This window comes from Ancylobacter sonchi (assembly GCF_018390695.1).
GTDB classification, from domain to species: domain Bacteria; phylum Pseudomonadota; class Alphaproteobacteria; order Rhizobiales; family Xanthobacteraceae; genus Ancylobacter; species Ancylobacter sonchi.
The window spans coordinates 38,756-59,243 of record NZ_JAHBGF010000019.1; the positions used below are offsets into that span (position 1 = coordinate 38,756).

General features: G+C 68.5%; 20 protein-coding genes. 6 read left to right on the forward strand and 14 right to left on the reverse strand.

Annotated elements, in window-relative coordinates:
• The first annotated feature begins 84 nt into the window (after nucleotides 1-84).
• The 5 genes from KHC28_RS10175 (at nucleotide 85) to KHC28_RS10195 (ending at nucleotide 5,812) form a co-directional block, all read left to right on the forward strand.
• Nucleotides 85-1,170 carry a Gfo/Idh/MocA family protein gene (locus tag KHC28_RS10175; RefSeq protein WP_214008241.1) on the forward strand — a complete coding sequence of 362 codons (1,086 nt, stop codon included), beginning with the start codon at nucleotides 85-87 and terminating at the stop codon, nucleotides 1,168-1,170.
• 195 nt (nucleotides 1,171-1,365) lie between these two features.
• Nucleotides 1,366-2,505 carry a Gfo/Idh/MocA family protein gene (locus KHC28_RS10180; RefSeq protein ID WP_246564660.1) on the forward strand — a complete coding sequence of 380 codons (1,140 nt, stop codon included), beginning with the start codon at nucleotides 1,366-1,368 and terminating at the stop codon, nucleotides 2,503-2,505.
• A gap of 180 nt (nucleotides 2,506-2,685) precedes the next feature.
• Complete coding sequence (locus KHC28_RS10185; RefSeq protein ID WP_214008242.1) at nucleotides 2,686-3,702, forward strand: Bug family tripartite tricarboxylate transporter substrate binding protein; 1,017 nt, start codon at nucleotides 2,686-2,688, stop codon at nucleotides 3,700-3,702.
• A gap of 144 nt (nucleotides 3,703-3,846) precedes the next feature.
• Nucleotides 3,847-4,296: a tripartite tricarboxylate transporter TctB family protein gene (locus KHC28_RS10190; protein WP_214008243.1), complete on the forward strand. Its 450-nt coding sequence runs from the start codon at nucleotides 3,847-3,849 to the stop codon at nucleotides 4,294-4,296.
• Between the two features lie 7 nt (nucleotides 4,297-4,303).
• On the forward strand, nucleotides 4,304-5,812 hold the full coding sequence (locus KHC28_RS10195; RefSeq protein ID WP_214008244.1) for a tripartite tricarboxylate transporter permease: 1,509 nt from the start codon (nucleotides 4,304-4,306) through the stop codon (nucleotides 5,810-5,812).
• Between the two features lie 79 nt (nucleotides 5,813-5,891).
• On the opposite strand, the gene KHC28_RS10200 is transcribed toward KHC28_RS10195, so the two are convergent.
• The 5 genes from KHC28_RS10200 to KHC28_RS10220 form a co-directional block, all read right to left on the reverse strand.
• Nucleotides 5,892-6,854 carry a LysR family transcriptional regulator gene (locus tag KHC28_RS10200; protein WP_214008245.1) on the reverse strand — a complete coding sequence of 321 codons (963 nt, stop codon included), beginning with the start codon at nucleotides 6,852-6,854 and terminating at the stop codon, nucleotides 5,892-5,894.
• Nucleotides 6,855-6,915: 61 nt separating this feature from the next.
• Nucleotides 6,916-7,464 (reverse strand): carboxymuconolactone decarboxylase family protein, encoded by a 549-nt coding sequence (locus KHC28_RS10205; RefSeq protein ID WP_214008246.1) that lies wholly within the window; start codon nucleotides 7,462-7,464, stop codon nucleotides 6,916-6,918.
• A 9-nt stretch (nucleotides 7,465-7,473) separates the two neighbouring features.
• Nucleotides 7,474-8,523 carry a Gfo/Idh/MocA family protein gene (locus tag KHC28_RS10210; protein ID WP_214008247.1) on the reverse strand — a complete coding sequence of 350 codons (1,050 nt, stop codon included), beginning with the start codon at nucleotides 8,521-8,523 and terminating at the stop codon, nucleotides 7,474-7,476.
• A gap of 109 nt (nucleotides 8,524-8,632) precedes the next feature.
• Complete coding sequence (locus tag KHC28_RS10215) at nucleotides 8,633-9,733, reverse strand: LLM class flavin-dependent oxidoreductase (RefSeq protein ID WP_214008248.1); 1,101 nt, start codon at nucleotides 9,731-9,733, stop codon at nucleotides 8,633-8,635.
• On the reverse strand, nucleotides 9,730-10,329 hold the full coding sequence (locus KHC28_RS10220; RefSeq protein ID WP_246564661.1) for a flavin reductase family protein: 600 nt from the start codon (nucleotides 10,327-10,329) through the stop codon (nucleotides 9,730-9,732). Before KHC28_RS10220 ends, KHC28_RS10215 begins: the two co-directional genes overlap by 4 nt.
• A gap of 77 nt (nucleotides 10,330-10,406) precedes the next feature.
• Here KHC28_RS10220 and KHC28_RS10225 point away from each other — a divergent pair, with 77 nt between their 5' ends.
• Nucleotides 10,407-11,387, forward strand: a complete 981-nt coding sequence (locus tag KHC28_RS10225) for a LysR family transcriptional regulator (RefSeq protein ID WP_246564663.1) — start codon at nucleotides 10,407-10,409, stop codon at nucleotides 11,385-11,387.
• On the opposite strand, the gene KHC28_RS10230 is transcribed toward KHC28_RS10225, so the two are convergent.
• The 9 genes from KHC28_RS10230 to KHC28_RS10270 all read right to left on the reverse strand — a co-directional run bounded on the left by KHC28_RS10230 (nucleotide 11,363) and on the right by KHC28_RS10270 (nucleotide 20,441).
• Nucleotides 11,363-11,830 (reverse strand): cupin domain-containing protein, encoded by a 468-nt coding sequence (locus KHC28_RS10230; RefSeq protein WP_214008250.1) that lies wholly within the window; start codon nucleotides 11,828-11,830, stop codon nucleotides 11,363-11,365. The genes KHC28_RS10225 and KHC28_RS10230 overlap by 25 nt on opposite strands.
• A gap of 13 nt (nucleotides 11,831-11,843) precedes the next feature.
• A complete protein-coding gene (locus KHC28_RS10235) occupies nucleotides 11,844-12,932 on the reverse strand; it encodes an Ldh family oxidoreductase (protein WP_214008251.1) in 1,089 nt (362 codons plus the stop codon).
• Entirely contained in the window at nucleotides 12,929-13,345 is a 417-nt protein-coding gene (locus tag KHC28_RS10240; protein WP_214008252.1) for a cupin domain-containing protein, read from the reverse strand. The genes KHC28_RS10235 and KHC28_RS10240 overlap by 4 nt, the downstream gene beginning before the upstream one ends.
• A complete protein-coding gene (locus KHC28_RS10245; protein ID WP_214008253.1) occupies nucleotides 13,342-14,367 on the reverse strand; it encodes an amidohydrolase family protein in 1,026 nt (341 codons plus the stop codon). Before KHC28_RS10245 ends, KHC28_RS10240 begins: the two co-directional genes overlap by 4 nt.
• Before the next feature lie 9 nt (nucleotides 14,368-14,376).
• Nucleotides 14,377-15,906, reverse strand: coding sequence for a tripartite tricarboxylate transporter permease (locus KHC28_RS10250; protein WP_214008254.1), 1,530 nt, complete (start codon nucleotides 15,904-15,906; stop codon nucleotides 14,377-14,379).
• A gap of 18 nt (nucleotides 15,907-15,924) precedes the next feature.
• Complete coding sequence (locus KHC28_RS10255) at nucleotides 15,925-16,377, reverse strand: tripartite tricarboxylate transporter TctB family protein (RefSeq protein WP_214008255.1); 453 nt, start codon at nucleotides 16,375-16,377, stop codon at nucleotides 15,925-15,927.
• Between the two features lie 259 nt (nucleotides 16,378-16,636).
• Nucleotides 16,637-17,659 carry a Bug family tripartite tricarboxylate transporter substrate binding protein gene (locus KHC28_RS10260; RefSeq protein WP_214008256.1) on the reverse strand — a complete coding sequence of 341 codons (1,023 nt, stop codon included), beginning with the start codon at nucleotides 17,657-17,659 and terminating at the stop codon, nucleotides 16,637-16,639.
• A gap of 522 nt (nucleotides 17,660-18,181) precedes the next feature.
• Nucleotides 18,182-19,186 (reverse strand): CobW family GTP-binding protein, encoded by a 1,005-nt coding sequence (locus KHC28_RS10265; protein ID WP_214008257.1) that lies wholly within the window; start codon nucleotides 19,184-19,186, stop codon nucleotides 18,182-18,184.
• Nucleotides 19,187-19,202: 16 nt separating this feature from the next.
• Nucleotides 19,203-20,441, reverse strand: a complete 1,239-nt coding sequence (locus KHC28_RS10270) for an LVIVD repeat-containing protein (protein ID WP_214008258.1) — start codon at nucleotides 20,439-20,441, stop codon at nucleotides 19,203-19,205.
• Nucleotides 20,442-20,488: the final 47 nt, after the last annotated feature.

Consider the following 20,488-nt stretch of genomic DNA (forward strand, 5'->3'; position numbering starts at 1 on the left):
CAATGGCGAAAGAGCATTTGCGCGGCCTGACACCGCATGGTCCGCTCCGGGTCCAACAAAAATCTGACCCTGGGGTGGAGAGTGATGAGGCAGGTCGAGGTCGCCGTCATCGGCACCGGATGGTGCGGGGGCATTCGCGCCGAAACGCTTTCGCGCTCGGCGCTGGTCGACCGGCTGCATATCTGCGAGATCCGTCCCGAGCGGCTGGAGGAGGTGCGCCTTCTCACCAAGCCGGCCACCGCGACGCTCGACTATCGCGACATCGTGGAGAACGACGCCATCGAGGTGGTCTACATCTCGACGACGCCGGAGAGCACGCATTACCCGATCGCCCGCGACTGCCTGAAGGCCGGCAAGCATGTGCTCTTGGAAAAGCCGATCGCCATGGAATTGTGGGAGGCGAACGAGCTCATCGAGCTCTCCCAGCGCAACCGGGTGAAGTTCACCATCGGCTATTCGCAGCGCTTCAACCTCAAGATCGCCTACGCCAAGAAGAAGATCGCCGACGGCACGCTCGGGCGGGTGGTCAATGTGATGGTGTCGCGGCATCTGTCGCGCAATCTCGGCAAGAAGATAGCCTCGCGTACCAAGCTCTCGCCGGCGGCGATGGAATCGACGCACGACCTCGATTTCGTGTTCTGGCTGCTGGAGCCGGCCAAGCCGCTGCGGGTCTATTCGCAGGGCGCCTATGGTTACATGCAGGAGGTCAACGGCTCCTATGACTGCATGTGGTCCACGGTGACGATGGACAACGGCACGCTGGTGGTGATCGGCGGCGGCTGGAACCTGCCGCCGGCCTATCCGAACTATTGCGGCACCTGGATCGAGATCACCGGCACCGAGGGGGCGCTGATCCTCGACGACACCCAGCGCGACAACTGGCTGAGCACGGTGAGCGAGGGCACGCGCTTCCCGATGTCGACCATGCCGGGCGAGCAGGTCGACCATGTGTTCGCCGGACAGATGGGGCCGGAGACCATCCATTTCCTCGAAGCCGTGCTGCGCGACCGGCCGGTGATGGTGGCGCCCGAGCACGCGCGCACGGTGATGCAGAGCTACATGGCGGCGGATCTGTCGGCGGCGATCAACGAGCCGGTCGACCTGCCGCTGTCGAATCGCTCGCTGGCGCAGATCAACGATCTGAAGGCGGCCGCGCTGGCCGCCTCCTGACAACTGGCGCGGCGCGGGCGAGATGCCCCGTCGCGCGCTTTTATCCATGCTCTTTCACTATGTCCCAATGGCGAAAGAGTATTTGCGCGGTCTAGTCGCGCATGGTCCGCTTCCGTCCAGGACGGATACATGCCGTCGGATCGAAATCATGATGCAGGACCGTCGCTGTACTGCACAAGAACTGGAGGGTCATCCATGATGCGCCGCAACTCGCCCAAGGGGATCGGTCTCGCCATCATCGGCGCCGGGCGCGTCGGCCTGTTCCGCGGCGCGGTCGCCGCCCGCCATCCGGCGGTGGAATGGATCGGCCTCGCCGAGATCGACGCGGAAAAGGGACGGCGCGTCGGCGCGGAGATCGGCGCCGACTTCGTCACCACCGATCATCGCGAATTGCTGAAGCGCCCTGAGGTGACGGCGGTGATCGTCGCCACCGACGAGCATCTGCATGTCGACCCGGTGATGGCGGCGCTGGAGCGCGATTTGCCGATGCTGATCGAGAAGCCGCTGGCGACGCATCTCGGCGACTCCGCGCGGGTGCTACGCGAGATCGAGGCGTCCGGCGTCGACGCGGTGGTCGGCTACACCCAGCGCTTCCGCCGCCGCTGGCTGGCGGCGAAGGAGAAGGTGCGCACCGGCGCGCTGGGCGACGTGACGATGGTCACCTCCCGCGCCTTCATGAACCGGCTGGTCGCCATCGACAATTACCGCCGCTCCAACGCGCCGGAGACCATCTCGCCGATGGTGATCTCCGGCACCCACGCGCTCGACATCGTCATGTGGTACCTGGAGGCCAAGACGCCGGTGGAGGTCTATGCCCGCTCGGTCGACAAGGTGCTGGGGCCGGACTGGCGCGGCATCGACGGCACCGCCGGCATGATCATGATGAGCGACGGCTCGATCTACCACCTCAACATCTCCTGGGCGCTGCCGGTGACCTGGCCCGGCGCGGTGTACAGCCTGGAGGTCGGCATCGTCGGCACCACCGGCGTGCTGACCATCGACGACACCCACCGCGACATCGTGCTGGCGGTCTCGGCGCCGCAGGAGGAAGGCTACCTGCCGGACAAGAGCCGCCTCGTCGACTTCATGGGCAGCTACCCGCCGGGCGACATGGCGCTCGGCGAACTGCGCGGGCCGATGCGCACCGAAACGGAATCCTGGCTCAACCGCATCGCGCTCGATCTGCCGACCCAGCACGCCACCGCCGCCGAGGCGCATAATCGGCTGATGCTCACCAAGGCGCTCGACCTCTCCGCCAAGCTCAAGCGGCCGGTGAAGCTGCCGCTGGAAGTCGAGGGCGAGCGCGAGATGATGCGCGAGGCCGCGATGGCTTGAGAAAGGTCGGGCCTGAGGAGGGGCGGCCCGATAAAGGCCGGCCTGGGGCGCCATGGACCGAAGAGGTTTTGACCGACGAGACGTGCTGACGAGACTTGCCGACGAGACTTGCCTGTCACCGCAAGCTGAAAACGGCGCCAGCCAAAAAACAAGCGGCGTCGCGATTCCTGGGAGGGAACGATGAAAGCTCAACCGACCGCCACCCGCCGTGCCGTGCTCTCCGGCGTGGCACTGGCCGGCGCCGTGCTCGCCGCCGGCCTCACGTCAGCGCTGCCGGCGCGGGCGCAGGCCGACTACCCGAACCAGCCGATCACCCTGATCGTGCCCTTCGCACCGGGGGGCGCCTCCGACTTCGCCGCCCGGCTCCTGCAGCCGCGGCTGTCGGCGATCCTCGGCCAGCAGATCGTGGTGGAGAACCGCGACGGCGCCGCCGGCAATGTCGGCATGGACCTCGCCGCCCGCGCCAAGCCGGACGGCTACACGCTGTTCCTCGGCAATGTCGGCACGGTATCGATCAACCCGTACATCTTCTCGAACCTGCGCGTGAAGCCGCTGCAGGACTTCATCCCGATCTCCATCGTCGCCGACACGCCCGGCCTCCTGATCGCCAACCCGGCCTTCCCGCCGAACAACGTCAAGGAGCTGGTGGAATATGTGAAGGCGCGGCCGGGGCAAGTGAATTTCGCCTCGCCGGGCTCGGGTTCGGTCAACCGGCTGGAAATGGAGGCGTTCCGCCGCGAGGCCGGGCTCGACATGATCCACGTGCCCTACAAGGGCGGCGCCGGCCCGGCCACCGCCGACGTGATGGGCGGACATGTCAGCCTGATGTTCGTCACCATCTCCTCCGGCATCAACCATGTGAAGGGCGGCCGGCTGAAGGCGCTCGGCGTCTCCACCAAGCAGCGCGTGCCGCAGCTGCCGGACGTGCCGACCATGACCGAGCAGGGCTTCCCCAAGAGCGTGTCGTCGTCCTGGCAGGGCGTCCTCGCCCCGGCCGGCACGCCGCAGCCGATTATCAACAAGCTGCACGCCGCCATCGTCGAGGCGATGAAGGACCCGACCATCAAGGAGCGCATGGGCGAATCCGGCGTCATCGCGGTGTCGAGCCCGACCCCGGCCGACTTCAAGGCCTATATCGAGGCCGACGCCGCCAAGTGGAGCGGTGTCATCAAGGACATCGGCGTCAAGGCGGACTGACGCCCGCGACCGCCGCAGGGCCGGCCCGCATCCCGGCGCCGGCCCTCATGTGGCGTCCCTTGTGCCTTCGTTTCCGGCCCCCATCCGCCGAGCCTCGATGCGGCGTCCGCGCCGCACCCCGGCGGATCACCGAACGGGTGCTTCATGAACATCAGGCTTTCGTCCGATTTCCTCACCGGGCTGCTGTTCTGCGGTCTCGGCGCCGTCGCCATCATCATCGGCTCGGACTATCCCGTCGGCACCACCTCCCGCATGGGCGCCGGCTATTTCCCGCTGGTGGTGAGCAGCGGCCTCATCCTGCTCGGCGGCGTGCTGCTGGTGCGCTCGATGGTGAGCGAGACGCAGGAGGTCGGCGAGGTCGATGTGCGACCGCTCGTCGTGCTGCTCGGCGGCGTGCTGGCGTTCGGCTTCCTGATCGAGGACTGGGGCTTTCCCGTCGCCGGCCTCGCGGTGGTGGTCGCCTCGCGCATCGCCGGACGCGACCTGAAACCGTGGCTGGAAACCGCGCTGCTGGCCGTCGGGCTGGTGATCTTCTGCACCGCGCTGTTCTCCTACGGTCTCGGCCTCAATCTTCCCCATACGCGGTTCTGGTGAGGCGGGCATGGAACTCTTCAACGACCTCCTGCTCGGCTTCTCCGTCGCCCTGACGCCGATGAACCTGGCCTATGGCTTCCTCGGCGTGCTGCTCGGCACCATCATCGGCGTGCTGCCCGGCCTCGGCCCGGTGGCGACCATCTCGATCCTGCTGCCGGTGACTTTCGCGCTGCCGGCGCCGGCGGCGCTGATCATGCTCGCCGGCATCTATTACGGCGCGCAATATGGCGGCTCGACCACGGCGATCCTCGTCAACCTGCCGGGTGAAAGCTCGTCCGTGGTGACCGCGATCGACGGCTACCAGATGGCGCGCAAGGGGCAGGCCGGGCTGGCGCTCGCCACCGCCGCGCTGTGCTCCTTCATCGCCGGCACGCTGGCCACCATCGTCATCGCGGTGGCGGCGCCGGCGCTCGCCGAGGTGGCGCTCGATTTCGGGCCGGCCGACTATTTCTCGCTGATGCTGTTCGGCCTCGTCGCGGCGGTGATCCTCGCCCATGGCTCGATCGTCAAGGCGATCGGCATGATACTGGTCGGCATCCTGCTCGGCACCATCGGCATCGATGCCAATACCAGCGTGGAGCGCTTCACCTTCGGCATTCCCTCCTTCGGCGACGGCATCGATTTCGCGGTGATCGCCATGGGCATGTTCGGCATCGGCGAGACGATCTCCAATCTCGGCGGATCCGAGCAGGGCCGCACCTTCGTGAAGGAGGTGAAGAACCTTTGGCCGCGCTGGGCGGACATCAAGCGGTTCATCAAGCCGGCGCTGCGCGGCACCGCGCTCGGCGGCTGCCTCGGCCTGCTGCCAGGAGGCGGGCCGGTGCTGGCCTCCTTCTCCACCTACGCGCTGGAGAAGAAGCTGTCCAAGACGCCGGGCGAGTTCGGCAAGGGCGCCATCGAGGGCGTCGCCGGGCCGGAGGCGGCCAACAACGCCGCCGCGCAGACCGCCTTCATCCCGATGCTGACGCTGGGCCTGCCATCCAGCGCGGTGATGGCGCTGATGATCGGCGCGCTGATGATGCAGGGCCTGTCGCCGGGGCCGCAGCTGATGAACCAGCGGCCGGACCTGTTCTGGGGGCTGATCGCCTCGATGTGGCTGGGCAATCTGATGCTGGTCATCCTCAACCTGCCGCTGGTCGGCATCTGGGTGAAGCTGCTCTCGGTGCCCTACCGCATGCTCTATCCGGCGATCATGCTGTTCTGCTGCATCGGCGTGTACTCGATCCACAACAACGCGCTCGACGTGGTGCTGGCGGCGATCTTCGGCGGCTTCGGCTTCCTCGCCAAGAAGCTGCACTGCGAGCCGGCGCCGCTGCTGCTCGGCTTCATCCTCGGGCCGATGATCGAGGAGACACTGCGCCGGGCGCTGTTGATCTCGCATGGCGACCCGACGGTGTTCGTGACGCGGCCGATCAGCCTGAGCTTCCTGGTGCTGACCTTCCTTCTGCTGATCGTGCTGGTGGCGCCGATGATCCGGGTGACGCGCCAGCGCGCCTTCGAGGAAAGCACCGACTGAGGCGGGGGAACCCGGGGGCCGAAACGACGACGGCCGGGCGTGGAGCCCGGCCGTTTCGCGTTGAGCAGGGAAGGGCGCGTCAGGCGACGCCGGCCAGTGTCCGGTGCTGCGGCGTCGCCCAGTGCGCGGCGTTGGGATCGGGCAGGGCGCTGAACACGCCGCGCTGGGCCAGCGCGTCGATCTCGGCGCGCAACAGGCCCATCACCGCCTGGGCGGCGGCGCTGACCTTGTCGCCGACATGCGACAGCATGATGGTGCGGCTGAGATTGACGCCGCCGACCGCGAGGCCGGTGAGCAATCCCTCGTCGATCTCCTTGCGGAAGGCGGAGATCGGCATGATCGAGGCGCCGCGCCCGCGCAGCAGCATGCGGCGGATCGCCTCCACCGCGTCGATCTCGCAATCAACCTCGATGCACACGCCGTGCGAGGCCAGCTGCTCGTCGACCAGAGCCCGGATGCCGCGCGTCACCAGCATCGGGGTGGAGGCGAGCTCGTCGAGCGTCACCACCGGCGAGACGCCCCGCGACAGGCGCGGCATCACCACCACGATCGGCTCGGTGAGCACGGCGGTGAAGCGCAGCGCCCGGTTCGGCGGCGGGTTGGTCAGCAAGGCGAGGTCGACCTGGCTGTTGACGAGGTCGACCTGCAGCCGGCGGGTGAACTCCTCGACGATGGTGAGGTTGATCGCCGGATAGGCGGCGGCGCAGCGCTCGATCAGGCCGGGGGTGAGCAGCGAGGACAGCGTCGGCGAGATGCCGACCACCACCCGGCCGGACACGCCGTCGCCGCCGATGTTCATTTCCTCGGCGGCGCGGGCGACCTCGTGCAGGATCCGCCGGCTGTGCTGGAGAAAGCGGCGGCCGGCGAGGGTGAGCTGAACCCCGCGCGGCAGCCGGACCAGCAGGGGCGTGCCGAGCTCGGTCTCGATGCGCTGGATGTGCCGGCTGAGCGCGGGCTGGACGATGCCGAGATCGCGGGAGGCGCGGGTGATGCTGCCGAGCTCGGCAACGCGCACGAAAGCCTCGATGCTGCGCAGTTCCATGGCGTTTTCCTCCGAACGGGGCCTGTTCTGTTGTGGTGTGCCCCTTGTGGTGCTGATCCTCTCACGCGGGCGACGGGACGCGAAACACGCGTAGCGCGATGGCGAGCATCGAATAGTAGCCGAGCAGGCCGGTCAGCTCGATCACCGTGCGGCGGCCGAAGCGGGCGACGGCGGCGGCGAACAGCTCGTCCGGCACGTCCTTGTGCCGGTAGACCGCGCTGGAGAAGTCGTGGACCAGCGCCGCATCGGCGTCGGTGAAATCCGGCCGGCGGCCGGCGGCCAGCGCCTCGATCTCGAATTCCGGCACCCCGGCCTTGCGCGCCTCGCGGGCATGGACGCCGAACTCGTACTCGGCGCCCCAATAGACGGCGGTGGTGAGGATGGCGAGTTCCGACAGGCGCGGGGACAGGCCGGTGCGGTAGCGGCAGAAGGCGCCGACCGCCTGCGCGGTCTCCGCCAGCTCCGGGCTCTCGACATAGATGTGGAACGGCGCCGGCACCGCGCCGGCGCGCGGCCGGCCGATCTCTTCGAAGATGCGGCGCTGCTCGGCGTCGAGCGCGGCGGGGTCGAGCTCGCGGTAGCGTGGTTCGGTCTCGGTCAGGCTGTCCATGCGGGGTCCTCAGGCACTGGCTTTGAGCGCGGGGTGGCCGGCTTCAGCAGCCGCCTCGACGGACGCCGCCTCGACCGGCACCGGCATGTTGGTCGCCACCGAGCGGCAGATGGCTTCGAGGACGGCGATGTTGCCGATCTTCTGCGCGTCGGTGAAGACATAGGGCGCGCCGGTCTCGACGGACCGGGCGAAGGCTTCGAGGTTGGCGCGCACGGTGTCGGTCCATTCATATTCGCGCACGTCCCGCGTTCCGTCCTTGTGCTGAACGATCAGCACGGTGGGGCCGGGGGTGTCGGGATGGGTCTGGTTGCGCGCCTCGACCCAGGCGTCGGTGCCGAACACGGTGATGCCGATATAGAGCGGCGTCACCAGAATGGCGTTGAGATAGCCGGTGGCGCCGGAGGCGAAGCGGGCATGCACCGACACGACGTCGCCGTTCGGCCGGTCGGAGGCACGGGTGGCGGTGGCGGCGTAGACCTCGGAGATCGGTCCGAACAGCTCGAGGAAGCCGTCGGTGAGATGGATGCCCATGGCGGTCATGCCGGCGGCGGGGGCGTCGACGGGCGAGGCGCGCCAGTCGGTCTTCGGCACGCTCGCCAGCTTGTCGTGGCTGAAATTCGCCTCGACATGCAGGATGGTGCCGAGCGCGCCGGACTGCACGAGGCGCTTGATCTCCAGCATCGCCAGCTCGTAGCGGCGCTCATGGCCGATGCCGAGCTTCACCCCGGCGGCGCGGCAGGCGGCGACCGAGCGCTCGGCGTCGGCACGGGTCAGGGCGAGCGGCTTCTCGCAGAACACGTGCTTGCCCGCGCGGGCGACCTGGGCCACCTGCGCCGTGTGCAGCGAGTGCGGCGTGCACAGGATCACCGCGTCGATCGAGGGATCGTTCAGCACATCGTCCCAACTGGTCGTCAGCGGGATGCCGTGCTCGGCGGCGAAGGCGGCCTGCGCCTCCGAGGTGTCGATGGCGGCGACGATGCGAAGTTCGCCGGAATCCGCCATGCGGCGGATCATGTGCTTGCCCCACCAGCCGAGGCCGGCGATTGCGGCGCGGATCATGTGTCCTCCCATGCCGCCTTCGGCGGCTATGTTTCCCGTTTCTTCGCCGCCTTTGGCGGCTGTTTGTCGTATCTCGCCGCTTTCACGAGCGGCTTTTGATCTTGAAACGTCACTCGGCGGCGGCGGACTGGCGGCCGGCGTTCACCGCCGGCATCACCTGCTCCGCCATCAGCTCCAGCGAGCGGATGGCGAGCTTCTTGTCGGCCCAGTCATGGCCGGCATAGAGCAGGGTGCCGAATTCGCCGATCTCCTCCTCGAAGGCGGCGAGCTCGTCGGCCACCTTGTCCGGCGTACCCCAGATGACGAGGTCGGCCAGCACGCTGTCCACCGTCACCGATGAGTCCGGCGCGCTCTGGTCGCGCTTGAACAGGTTGGCGCGGCCATTGCCGACCAGCTTGGTCGCCAGCGAGTTGTAGTAGGCATAGTACGGGCTGCCCGGCTCGGTTGCGTAGCGCCGCGCGGTGGCGAGGTCGTCGGCGACGAAGATGCTCTTCGCCACCCGCCAGTTCGCCGGATCCGCCGGCCGGCCGCCATTGGCGCAGCCCTCGACATATTTCGGCCAGTGGGTTTTCACCCAGCAGGGCAGCAGGAAGTTGGCGGAGATCGGCTCCCAGCCGCGCGCGGCCGCCTCGGCGACGCCCTTGGAGAACGGGGCGACGGCGGTGACGACGATGGGCGGGTGCGGGGACTGATACGGCTTGTGCATCACACCCTGGCCGAGCGCGGGGAGATAGGTGCGCTCGGTGGAGATGGTCCAGTGCTGGCCGACGCGCTTGTAGGGCGCCTCGCCGGACCAGATGCCGAGTATGTGGTCGATGGCCTCGACGAACATCTCGGTGCGGTTCTTGTCGAGATTGCCGAACACCTCGGCGTCCGACAAAAGGCCGCCCGGGCTGATGCCCATGATGTAGCGGCCCTGCGCCATGTGATCGAGCATCGCCACCTCGCCGGCGACGCGGGCCGGGTGCTGGTTCGGCAGGTTGATGGTGCCGGAGCCGAGCTTGATGGTCGTCGTCGCCTCCAGCAGCCAAGCGATGAAGATCAGCGAGGAGGTGATGGTCTCGGCGCCGTCGGTGACGTGCTCGCCGAAATAGCCCTCGCAGAAGCCGAGCTTCTCGGCGATGAGGCAGAACTCCCGGTCCTCGCGCAGCGTCTCGGTGAGGGGACGGTGCATCGGGTGGATCGGCATGGTGAAGAAGCCGAGTTTCATGGGGCGCGTTCCCGGTTCGCGGAAATCTTGTCGGCGGAAGTCCTCTTGGCGGACATCTGGCTCGTGGAGGTGTCGTTCGGCGCGTCGGCCGGCAGCACGGCGGGGCCGCACAGGGCGCCGGTCGCGTAGATCAGCGGCTCGCCGTCGCGATGCGCGGCGCGCAGCACCCGGCCGAGGAAGATGAGGTGGTCGCCGGCCTCGATGACCTGCTCGGTGCGGCATTCGAAGCGGGCGATGGCGTCCTCGATCAGCGGCGCGCCGTGATCGCCGATGCGGTGCGCCACGCTGTCGAACTTGTCAGGATGCGGGGTGGCGAAGTGGCGGCACAGATGCTTCTGGTGGGTGCCGAGCACATTGACCGCGAAGACGCCGGAACCGGTGAAGCTCGCCAGCGACGGTGCCTGCCGGCGCAGGTTCCACAGCACCAGCGGCGGATCGAGCGAGACCGAGGAGAAGCTGTTGGCGGTCAGCCCTTCGAGCTTTCCCTCGGCGGTGCGCGTGGTGACGATGGTGACCCCGGTGGCGAAGCGCCCGAGCGCGCGCCGGAAGTGGCCATGATCGTCGCTTGATCGGAAGTCGATGACATGTTCGCTCATGACGACGAGCTTAGGAGGATGCCGATCGCTGTAGAAATGATATGATCTGCTCCTCTCCATCAGGAAACGTAATGGCGATGAGCGAGACGCTACGGGATGTCCGGCTGTTCGTGGCGGCTTACGAGGAGCGCTCCTTCACCGCGGCGGCCGAGCGGGAGAACGCGACGCAATCCGGCGTCTCCCAGCACATCCGCAAGATCGAGGACCGCTTCGGGGTGAAGCTGTTCGCGCGCGGCGGCGGCACGGTGCAGCCGACCCCGGCAGGGGAGAGCTACTACCGCCACTGCATCGAATTGCTGCGGCTCAACGAGATGGCCAACCGCTCGGTGGGCCGCTTCGGCGCCGGGCTCGACGGCGAGATGGTGGTCGGCCTGATGCCGACCATGACCCGCTCGGTGCTGGCGCCGGCGCTCGCCCGCTTCGTGGCCGAGCATCCCAATGTCGTGGTGCGGATCACCGAGGCCTATTCGGCGCCGCTGACCCAGCAGGTGCGGGCCGGCGATCTCGCCTTCGCCATCGTGCCGACCTCGACCGGGACGGTGGGGGTGAAGACGACGCGCTTCGCCTACACGCCGGAGGTGCTGGTCTCGGGCGCCCAGGCGGGGCGCGAGCACATGAAGCCGGTGAGGCTCGCCGAGCTCGGGCCGCTGAAGGTGGTGGTGCCGAGCGGGCAGAATGCGCGGCGCGCAAATATCGAGACCTATCTCGCCTCCAACGGCGTGGCGGTGGAGCGGCGGCTGGAGCTCGACGCCATGATGGGTACGCTCGACTTCGTCGCCTCGACCGACTGGGTAGCGATATTGCCGGGGCTGATGATGGCGCAGGAAGCCGAGGGACCGGCGTCGCCGATGGCGGGGCCGCAGGCGCCCCGGCGCTTCACCGTCAACCCGATCGCCGATCCGCCGGCGGGCATGGACCTCGTGCTGATCGAGCCGGCGCGCCGCCCGCTGGAGCCGGCGGCGGCGGCCTTTCTCGACGTGCTGGCGCAGGAGACGGCGCGCGTCGGCCGCGTCTGGGGCGAGCGGGCCGGGCTCTATGACGAGGCCGGCGTGTCGTAGTGGCCGCCGCTCATCGTGCCGTCGGCGGCCTTGCCGGCGATGCCGTGGGTGGTGTCCTTCACCACGAAGAACACCACGTCCTCCTCCGGCAGCGCCACGGTCCAGTGGATGACGCCGGGCGGGAAGTAGATGAGGGTGCCCGGCCCGGCGATGCGCTCGGGTTGGCCCTCGATGTTCACCCGCAGGCGACCCTTCACCACATAGTTCCACTGCTCGTTGGGGTGCGAATGCGGGCGCGCGCCGGTGCCGGCCGCCTTGCGCATCAGCCCGACCTGGGTGCGCACGCCCTCGACCACGGAGCCGATGGCGGTGGAATAGCCGGGGCCGCCCTCGATGGCGGAGAGCTGGTCGAGCTGGAACAGATAGGCGCCGTCGCCGGCCTTGAAGGCGCCCTCGTTGATGGTGGTGCGTTCGGCGGTTTCGGTCTGGGCGGTTGCAGACATGTCGCGGTCTCCTTCAAAGCCGGCTGGCAAGCGGGGGGATGCCGAGCGTCGCGGCGAGTTCGTCGAGCTGGCGGCGCAGCGGCGAGGGGATCGGCACCCCGTCGCGGGCGCGGGCGTCGCGCAGCACAGCGCGCCGATCGCCGGGGATGCGCACGCCGTCGGTGCCGGGGAGTGGCGTGTCGTGGCGCAGCTCGTCGAGCTGGCGCTGCAGCACCGCGGCGAAGGCGGCCGGCGGCATGAAGCGGGCGATGTCGAGCGCCAGGATGAAGTGGCCGGTATTGGTCTCGGTCGCCGAATCCGCGTTGAAGTCGACCACCTCGCTGCCGAAGGCGGCGCCGTTGAGCGTGCCGGCCAAGAGGCCGAGCATCAGCGCGAGGCCGGAACCCTTGTGGCCGCCGATCGGCAACAGCAGTCCTTCGCCGCTGCGCTTGGGATCGGTGATGGCGCTGCCGTCCGCCTTGCTGACCAGCCAGCCCTCGGGCATCGGCATGTCGTTGAGCACGTGCTTCTTGACGGTGCCGTAGGAGACGACGGTGGTGGCGATGTCGAGCAGCACCGGCGGCGCGCCCTCGCCGGCGGGAATGGCGATGGCGAGCGGGTTGGTGCCGAGCAGCGAGGAGGTGCCGCCCCACGGCGCCATGTGGTTGGAGCTCGCCACCACGGAATAGATGCCGACGAGGCCGCGCTTCGCCAGCATGTCGACATAGAGTGCCGCCGGGCCGGCATGGTTGGAGCGGCGCACGCCGACCCAGCCGATGCCGATCTCGCGGGCGATGGCGGTGGCGGTGTCCGCCGCCACGCTCATCACCAGATGGCCCATGCCGTTGTCGCCGTCGACCAGGGCGACGCCGGGAGCGGCGCGCTCCACCTCGATGCGCGGGCGCGGATTGACCGCGCCGCCCTTCAGCCGCCGCACATATTGCGGCAGGCGGAAGATGCCGTGGCCGTCGGCGCCGGTGAGGTCGGCCTCGGCCATCAGCTTGCCGACGCGCTGCGCGTCCTCGGCGGGAAGGCCGCAGGCGCGCATGGCGTCGGCGACGAGGCCCTCGAGCGCCGATGCCGGCGCGGTGGAGGGCGCTTCAGGCTTCACGGCGGCGTTCATGACCGGCTCCCGGCATGTTCGGAGGCGATGGACCGGGTCTCGCCGCTCGCCGACAGGGTGCGGGTGGCGGCGATGTCGGCGTAGGTCCAGAAGATGGCCAATGGCTCCGTCGGCGAGGCGTTGCGGAAGCGGTGCGGCACGTCCGGCGGGATCCAGGTGGTGTCGTGCGTCGTCAGCTCGTGGGTGACGCCGTCGATCTCGAACACCGCGTCGCCTTCGAGGATGATGACGCTCTCCTCGCAATTATGGCTGTGCAGCGGGATCGCCGCGCCCGGCCCGAAGCGGGTGATGCCGTTGAGCAGCTTTTGCGAGCCGAGCTCGGCGGTGACGAGGCGCACGGTGCGCGCGCCGCCGCCGCGCTCGGTGACGGGAAGATCGCTCGGGCGCAGGATGGCGGGGGCCGGCGCGTTCATGCGTTGACCGCCTTGCGCGCGGGGGCGTCGAGGCCGAACCACCCGGCCGCCGTGCCGCCGAGGATGGCGGCCTCGTCGGGCTTCGACAGGCCGGCGGCGCGCACCTGCCGGGCGCCTTCCAGCGTGCCCATGTCGAACGGGTAGTCGCTGCCGAGCAGCACGTGACCGGCGCCGAACGTGTCGGTGAGGTAGCGCAGCGCCGGGCCGAAATGGGTCAGCGTGTCGAAATACAGCCGGCGGATCGACACCTCCGGGCTCTCCTTGATGAAGCGCCGGCACTCCGGGCGTTCCTTCCAGCCATGGATCATCCGTCCGGTCTGGAAGGGCAGGAAACCGCCGCCATGCACGAGGCAGATCTTCAGATCCGGGTAGCGCTCCAGCACGCCGCCGAAGACGAGCGAGGCGGCGGCGATGGTGGTCTCCAAGGGATTGCCGATCAGGTTCTTCAGGTAGAATTCCTGCGTGCGGCTGCCTGCCGCCGTCTTCTGCGGATGGATCAGGATGAAGGCGCCGAGCTCCTCGGCGGTCGCCCAGATCGGCTCCAGCGCGGGATCGTCGAGGTTCTTGCCCTCGATATGCGAGCCGATCTGCGCGCCCTTCAGCCCAAGCTTCGTCACGGCGCGGCGTAGCTCGTCGGCGGCGCGGGCGGGGTCCTGCATCGGCAGGGTGGCGATGCCGAGGAAACGGTCGGGGTGGCGGCGGGCGAGATCGGCGATCGCCTCGTTCTGGATCTGGCACAGCGCGGCGGTGAGCGCCGCCTCGCGTTCATAAAGGAAGGTCTGCGGGCAGTTGGACAGCACCTGCAGGTCGAAGCCGGCAACGGCGAGATCGGCGAGGCGCCGGTCGAGGTCCCAGCCGCCGCGCGGGAACGGACGCTGCACGATGTCGCCGACCTTGAGCACGCCGCCCTCGGCATCGACCTCGGACAGCGTCGGGCCGATCTCGGGCGCCTCGCGGCGCATGCGGGCCATCATCTCCTCGGTGAGGATATGGGCGTGAACGTCGATCACGGGTGCGGTCATCGTCAGGTCCTAGTCGGAGGAATGGGACAGCGCCTCGGCGACGCCGGCGCGGCGCGCCGCCCGGCGGGCGAGCATGAAGTTGAACAGCGGCAAGGCGAGCGAGCCGATCACCAGGAGCGCCAGCACGGCGGAGAGCGGGCGCTGCACGAAGATCGCCGGGCTGCCTTCCGACAGCATCAGGCTCTGGCGCAGCGAGCTTTCCATCAGCGGCGCCAGCACCACGGCGAGCACCAAGGGCGCGCGGGGAATGTCGGCGCGGATCATCAGATAGCCGACCATGCCGAAGAACAGCGTCAGCCCGACATTGAACAGGCTGAGGCTGATCGCATAGGCACCGACCAGCGACACGATGAGGATGCCCGGCACCAGGTAGGAATAGGGAATGCGCAGCACGCTGGCGAAGAGCGGCGCCAGCGGCAGGTTCATGATCAGCAGGATCACATTGCCGATGAACATCGAGGCGATGAGGCCCCAGACCAGATCGGCCTGCTCGGTAAGCAGCATCGGGCCGGGGCGGATGCCGAGCAGCACGAGGGCCGCCAGCAGCACCGCCGTCGAGGCCGAGCCGGGGATGCCGAGCGCCAGCATCGGCACCATGGCGCCGTGCGCCGCCGAATTGTTGGCGGATTCGGCCGCCGCCACGCCGTCCAGCGCGCCATGGCCGAATTTCTCCGGGTGCGGGCTCGCCTTCTTCTCCACCACATAGGCGAGCAGGGCGGCGACCGTCGGGCCGGCGCCGGGCATCAGGCCGATGACGAAGCCGATCACGCCGCCGCGCAGCATCGCCATCCGGCACTCGACCCAGTCCTTGCGGGTCAGCCACATGTCGCGCAGCCGGGTGCGCACCGCCGCGCTCGCCTGAGTCTGCTCCATCGAGACCAGGATCTCGGCGATGCCGAACACGCCGATGGCGACGGGAAGGAAATCGACGCCCTCCAGCAACTCCAGCGAGCCGAAGGTGAGGCGCGACGTGCCCTGGATCGGGTCGGTGCCGACCAGAGCGATCATCAGCCCGAGCGTGGCGCCGATCATCGCCTTCACCGCCGAGCCGGTGCCGAGGCTGGCGGTGGCGGTGATGCCGAGCAGCGCCAGCAGGAAATATTCCGGCGACGAGAAGCCGAGCGCGAAGGCGCTGAGCGCCGGGGTGAGGAAGACGAGGGCGGTGACGGCGCCGATGCCGGCGAGGAAGGAGCCGATGGCGGCGGCGGCGAGCGCCTGTCCGGCGCGGCCCTGCCGTGCGAGCTGGTTGCCGTCGACGGCGGTCATCACGCTCGCCGCCTCGCCGGGAACGTTCACCAGCACGGAGGTGAGGGTGCCGCCATACATGCCGCCATACATGATGCCCGAGAGCATCACGAGCGCGGTGACAGGCTCCAGCCCGAAGGTGACCGGCAGCAAAAGCGCCATGCCGGCCGAGGGGCCGATGCCGGGCAGGGCGCCGATGAGCTGGCCGAGCGTGACGCCGATAAGCACGAACAACAGGTTCGTCGGCGTCATGGCGACCGAAAAGCCCTGGGCGAGGGAGGCGAGGGCGTCCATGCAAAAGCTCCCGGCGCTTCAGAGGCCGAACGGGCCGGCGGGCAGGGCGATGCCGAGCCACGCGATGAACACGCCATAGACGAGGCCGCTCACCACCGCGGTGGTGAACAGGCTCGGCACCAGCGGCCGCCGTTCGATGCCGAGAAGCAGAAAGAGGGAAAAGGCGATGGCGGCGGTCATGAAGCCGAGCAGCGGGATGAGCAGCACCATCAGCCACAACCCGGCGGTGAGCGCGGCGACGCGGGCGACGCCGCGCCGGTCCGGGAAGCCGTGCGGCTCGCGGCCATCATCCGCCAGCGTGCTGACGAGCAGGGCGAGAGCGAGCACGAGGCCGACCAGCGCCACCCAGAAGGCCGCGAAGGCCGAGCCGGGGGCGAAGTCGGCCCAGTAGGGCAGCTCCCAGGTGCCGAGCAGCACCAGCACCGACAAAGCGAGCAGCAGCACGGCGGTGACGAGGTTGGTGACTTTCATGCAGGGCTCCGTCGCGGGCGAGGCGGGCGGCTATGTGCGGAAGGCGGAGGCGGAAGGCCGTCCCCTTCTCCCTCCAGGAGGCGGGAAGTGGACGGGCGGCTTTCCAGCCACCGGGAAGCCGCACGGTGATCGGTTTCTTGCCCCTCCCTGTCGGGGGAGTGGGGACCCGCGAAGCGGGACGGTGAGGGGCGACGACGTTGCTGAGCGTCGAAGACCCCTCACCCCGACCCTCTCCCCGATGGAGAGAGGGCCGAGCCGTTCACTGCACCGCCGGCTGCTTGGCGAGGCCGAGGTCGCGCAGCAGAGCGAGGTGCTCGTCATGCAGCTTCTGCATGTAGGGCTTCACCTCCGCGGCCGGGACCATCCGGCTGCGCAGGAAGTTCTCCTTGAGGCTCGCCTGCCATTCCGGGTTGGCCACCAGCTTGGCGATGGCGTCGTCCCAGAATTTCACCGTCTCGGCGTCGAGGCCGGGCGGGCCGGCAAGACCCCAGGCCTGGCCCCAGACGATGTCGTAGCCCTGCTCCTTGGCGGTCGGGATGTCCTTCAGCTCCGGCGCCGGGCTGCGCTCGGTCGACAAGATGGCGAGGATGCGGGCCTTGCCACCCTTCACCAGCGGCAGCGCCTCGCTGGGGGTGAGGGTCATCAGGTCGACATTGCCGCCGAGGAAGGCGGCCTGGGCGGCGCCGCCGCCGTCGAAGGGCACGTAGTTCAGCTTCACCTTGCCGGCCTTCTCGACGAGGCCGGACACCATGTGGTCGGTGGAGCCGGACTGGGCGCCGGCCACCTTCACCGAGCGCTCGCGCTGGCCGGCGAGCGCGATCAGCTGCTTGAGGTCCTTCACCGGTGAATCGGGCTGCACCACCAGCACCAGGTCGCCCTGGATGAACATGCTGATCGGGGTCAGCTTGTCATAGAGCGTCGGCAGCCCCTGGGTGATCGGCGTGGTGAGGATCGGCTGGGCGATGCACAGCACGATGTTGCGGTCGCCCTTCTTGGCCATCACGAAATTGGCCGCGACCATCCACGAGCCGCCGGTGCGGTTCTGCACCACCAGCGGGTTGGCGATGATCTTCTGCTCGTTGAGGATCTTGGCGGCCCGACGCATCAGCACGTCCGGCGTGCCGCCGGGGCTGGTGCCGGTGGTGATCTCGATGGGACCGGTGGGGGCGGCCTGCGCATGGGACGCGGCCGGCGCCGCGACCAGCGCGGCACCGAACGCGGCGGCGAGCGCGGCGTGTTTCAGACGCAGATGTAAGGGCCGAGCGGCACGAGAGGGGATCATGTGGCGTTCCTTCCCAAGCATGGCAGTGGCACAGCGTCTTGTGACGTCTTGTAGCCTGAGGAGAGGATGCCGCTGCGGCATTGTCAAGTTAAAATGAAATATTCGTACCAGAATAAGCTATAACAGTTCGGCATGGCCACAGTACATAATGGCATGAATGGGGCTTTTACTTTAATAAAACGGACCGGCCGGGGGCGGGGAAAGATCGCCGAAAGGCGGCATGCAGCGCTCCGGCTCGCGCGTCATCGCGGCGGAGTTGTGTGTTTATGAAGTTATTGGTGCAAAATATTCGAGTATTTACTCAGTCGTTATGCGGTATCCATCCAATTTGTCGACATCGTCCGAATGTTCGTGATAGGCTGTCTGCAATTATAAGAACGGGAGGGTGCCTAAATGTCAGTTCTTCTGACATATGTGCGACGTTACATCTGGGAGTGCTTCGTTCGATCTGGCGAAGGATATTGTATACATAATTCTGAGCGGGGTTATCGCGACGATGTCCAGCCGGCGCCGGCGCTTGCCTCACGCCGCCGACCGTGACGCGAGAACTTCGAGACTATTGCGAAGAGCCTCTGCCTCCACATTTCGGGTGATGAAGACGATGCGGGTGGTGTGATCGTCGCTCGGCCAGGCGGAGAGCTGGACGGGCGGGTGCAGCACCGCCTGCACGGCATGCACGACCATCGGCGCCGCCTCTCCGCGCAGCGCAACGATCCCCTTCATGCGCAGCAGGTCGGCCCCGCGCAGCGACAGCACGGAGCGCAGCCAGCCGCGCAGCGCCTCCCGCGTCACCGGCCGGTCCAGCGTGACGGCGAAGGCGCGGATGCCGTCGTCGTGGGCCGAGCGAGGGCTGCCCTCCTCGCTGGCGAACGCGCCGCTGTTGAGCCAGGCGAGGACGTCGCCGCCGGCGCGCGACGGGGTGTCGGGCACGCGGGCGAACAGATCGTCGGGGGCGATGGCTCCCTGCACCACCGGTAAGAGGGCCGCGCCGGGATTGATCGCCTTCAGCCGGTTGGTGAGGTCGGTGACGGCGGCGGGCGCGGCGAGGTCGGACTTGGTCAGCACCAATATGTCGGCGAGCGCCGCCTGATGACGGGCCTCGGCGAAGGCGTCGAGCTGGCCGGCGCCGTTCACCGCGTCGACGGTGGTGACGACGGCGCGCAGCGCGAAGCGCGTCACCAGCGTCCGCTCGGTGAGGAAGGCCCGCACCAGCGCGGCGGGATCGGCGAGGCCGGTGGTCTCGATGGCGATGCGGGAGAAGGGCGGTAGCTCGCCGCGCGCGACCTTGGCGCAGAGATCGTCCAGCGTGTCGACGAGATCGCCGCGCACCGTGCAGCAGATGCAGCCGCTCTGCAGCACGACGGTGTTCTCGATGGCGCTCTCGACCAGCAGATGGTCGATCGCGACATCGCCGAACTCGTTGATGATCACCGCGCTGTCCGCCATGCCGGGATCGCGCAAGAGATGGTTGAGCAGCGTGGTCTTGCCGCTGCCGAGAAAGCCGGTGATCAGGATGACCGGGATCATCGCCCGTCCCCGCGGCTCAGATGTCGAGCTCCAATATGTAGACGCCGCCGGCATGGCGGTCGCCGCAATAGACGATGCCGTTCTCGTCGACATAGACCTCGTTGATCTGGGTCGCCGGCACGCGGGCGCCGGGCGCGGCGGAGGGCACGAAGGCCGCCACCTCGCGCGGGGCCAGCGGATCGGAGATGTCGTGGACGCGCAGGCCGCCATTGAACAGCGTCGAGAACAGCAGCGTCTCGGAGTGGAGAGCGGTATCGCGCGGCGGGTTCTCATGCAGATTGTGGCAGCCGAAGCGCCCGCCCTTGCGGCCATATTCCTCGAAGGAGGGCATGGGCAGGGTGGCGAGCGGCACCGGATTGTCCTCGCGGCGGATGTCGAGCAGCCAGGTGAGCTTCGGCCAGTCGAAGCCGTCATCGTGGATGCATTCGTGGCTGGCCACCGCGAGGTCGCGGCCGAACAGCGGCATCAGCGTGTGTGCGAAGCCGGGGAAGGGCGGATTGGGATTGAAGCGGGAGATGACGGTCGGGCGGGACTTGTCGGAAATGTCCATCACATGGAAGCCGCCATCGATATAGCCGACATAGGCGCGGTCCGGGCGGGCGGGATAGACATTGGTGTTGTGGCAGCGAAAGCCGCTGTCGATCTTCAGCCGCTCCGGCGGCGCGGCGGCATCGCCCTCGGCGGTGCCGGGCAGCCACCAGCGGCCGGCCTCGACCGGCTTCGACGGGTTGCGCACGTCGATGATGCGGTAGGCCTGGTCGTCCAGCGGGTTGCGCGGGGTGAAATCGGCGGCGCCGGCGGCGCAGTGGATGAACTCGCCATCGACGAACCACACCTGGTGCACGCCGCGCGAATGCGGGCCGGAACAGTCGAAATGGCTGATCAGCCGGGGCGTCTCGGGCACGGAGATGTCGAACAGGTCGATGCCGGCCGGCTGGAGGCCGGGCTGCACGGTCTGGTAGGCCACCGCCATCAGGTCGCCGGTGGTCTCCAGCGAGTTGGAGCGCACCTTGTTATGCGGCAGCTCGGTCTGCACGATCACCTTCGGCCGGCTGGGATCGGTGACGTCGATGCCGGTGAAGTTCTTCGGCGGCCCTTCATGCGCCACCCACAGGATGCGCCGCCCGTCCGGCGCCCGCTGCAGCGACATGCCCTCGCCGACGCCGCCGAAGCCGGCCAGCGGGTCATGCGCAATCAGCCGCATGCCGGAGATGAGGTCGATTTTGACGTCGGCGGCCTTGGTGTGGTCGAGCATCAGGCGTCCTCCCGGCGGAACGTCGCGAGCGCACGCCCGTCGAGCGG

Coding starts and splice junctions, on each gene's coding strand:
- KHC28_RS10175 (WP_214008241.1), top strand. CDS start 85: ATGAGGCAGGTCGAGGTCGCCGTCATCGGCACCGGATGGTGCGGGGGC.
- KHC28_RS10180 (WP_246564660.1), top strand. CDS start 1,366: ATGATGCGCCGCAACTCGCCCAAGGGGATCGGTCTCGCCATCATCGGC.
- KHC28_RS10185 (WP_214008242.1), top strand. CDS start 2,686: ATGAAAGCTCAACCGACCGCCACCCGCCGTGCCGTGCTCTCCGGCGTG.
- KHC28_RS10190 (WP_214008243.1), top strand. CDS start 3,847: ATGAACATCAGGCTTTCGTCCGATTTCCTCACCGGGCTGCTGTTCTGC.
- KHC28_RS10195 (WP_214008244.1), top strand. CDS start 4,304: ATGGAACTCTTCAACGACCTCCTGCTCGGCTTCTCCGTCGCCCTGACG.
- KHC28_RS10200 (WP_214008245.1), bottom strand. CDS start 6,854: ATGGAACTGCGCAGCATCGAGGCTTTCGTGCGCGTTGCCGAGCTCGGC.
- KHC28_RS10205 (WP_214008246.1), bottom strand. CDS start 7,464: ATGGACAGCCTGACCGAGACCGAACCACGCTACCGCGAGCTCGACCCC.
- KHC28_RS10210 (WP_214008247.1), bottom strand. CDS start 8,523: ATGATCCGCGCCGCAATCGCCGGCCTCGGCTGGTGGGGCAAGCACATG.
- KHC28_RS10215 (WP_214008248.1), bottom strand. CDS start 9,733: ATGAAACTCGGCTTCTTCACCATGCCGATCCACCCGATGCACCGTCCC.
- KHC28_RS10220 (WP_246564661.1), bottom strand. CDS start 10,329: ATGAGCGAACATGTCATCGACTTCCGATCAAGCGACGATCATGGCCAC.
- KHC28_RS10225 (WP_246564663.1), top strand. CDS start 10,407: ATGAGCGAGACGCTACGGGATGTCCGGCTGTTCGTGGCGGCTTACGAG.
- KHC28_RS10230 (WP_214008250.1), bottom strand. CDS start 11,830: ATGTCTGCAACCGCCCAGACCGAAACCGCCGAACGCACCACCATCAAC.
- KHC28_RS10235 (WP_214008251.1), bottom strand. CDS start 12,932: ATGAACGCCGCCGTGAAGCCTGAAGCGCCCTCCACCGCGCCGGCATCG.
- KHC28_RS10240 (WP_214008252.1), bottom strand. CDS start 13,345: ATGAACGCGCCGGCCCCCGCCATCCTGCGCCCGAGCGATCTTCCCGTC.
- KHC28_RS10245 (WP_214008253.1), bottom strand. CDS start 14,367: ATGACCGCACCCGTGATCGACGTTCACGCCCATATCCTCACCGAGGAG.
- KHC28_RS10250 (WP_214008254.1), bottom strand. CDS start 15,906: ATGGACGCCCTCGCCTCCCTCGCCCAGGGCTTTTCGGTCGCCATGACG.
- KHC28_RS10255 (WP_214008255.1), bottom strand. CDS start 16,377: ATGAAAGTCACCAACCTCGTCACCGCCGTGCTGCTGCTCGCTTTGTCG.
- KHC28_RS10260 (WP_214008256.1), bottom strand. CDS start 17,659: ATGATCCCCTCTCGTGCCGCTCGGCCCTTACATCTGCGTCTGAAACAC.
- KHC28_RS10265 (WP_214008257.1), bottom strand. CDS start 19,186: ATGATCCCGGTCATCCTGATCACCGGCTTTCTCGGCAGCGGCAAGACC.
- KHC28_RS10270 (WP_214008258.1), bottom strand. CDS start 20,441: ATGCTCGACCACACCAAGGCCGCCGACGTCAAAATCGACCTCATCTCC.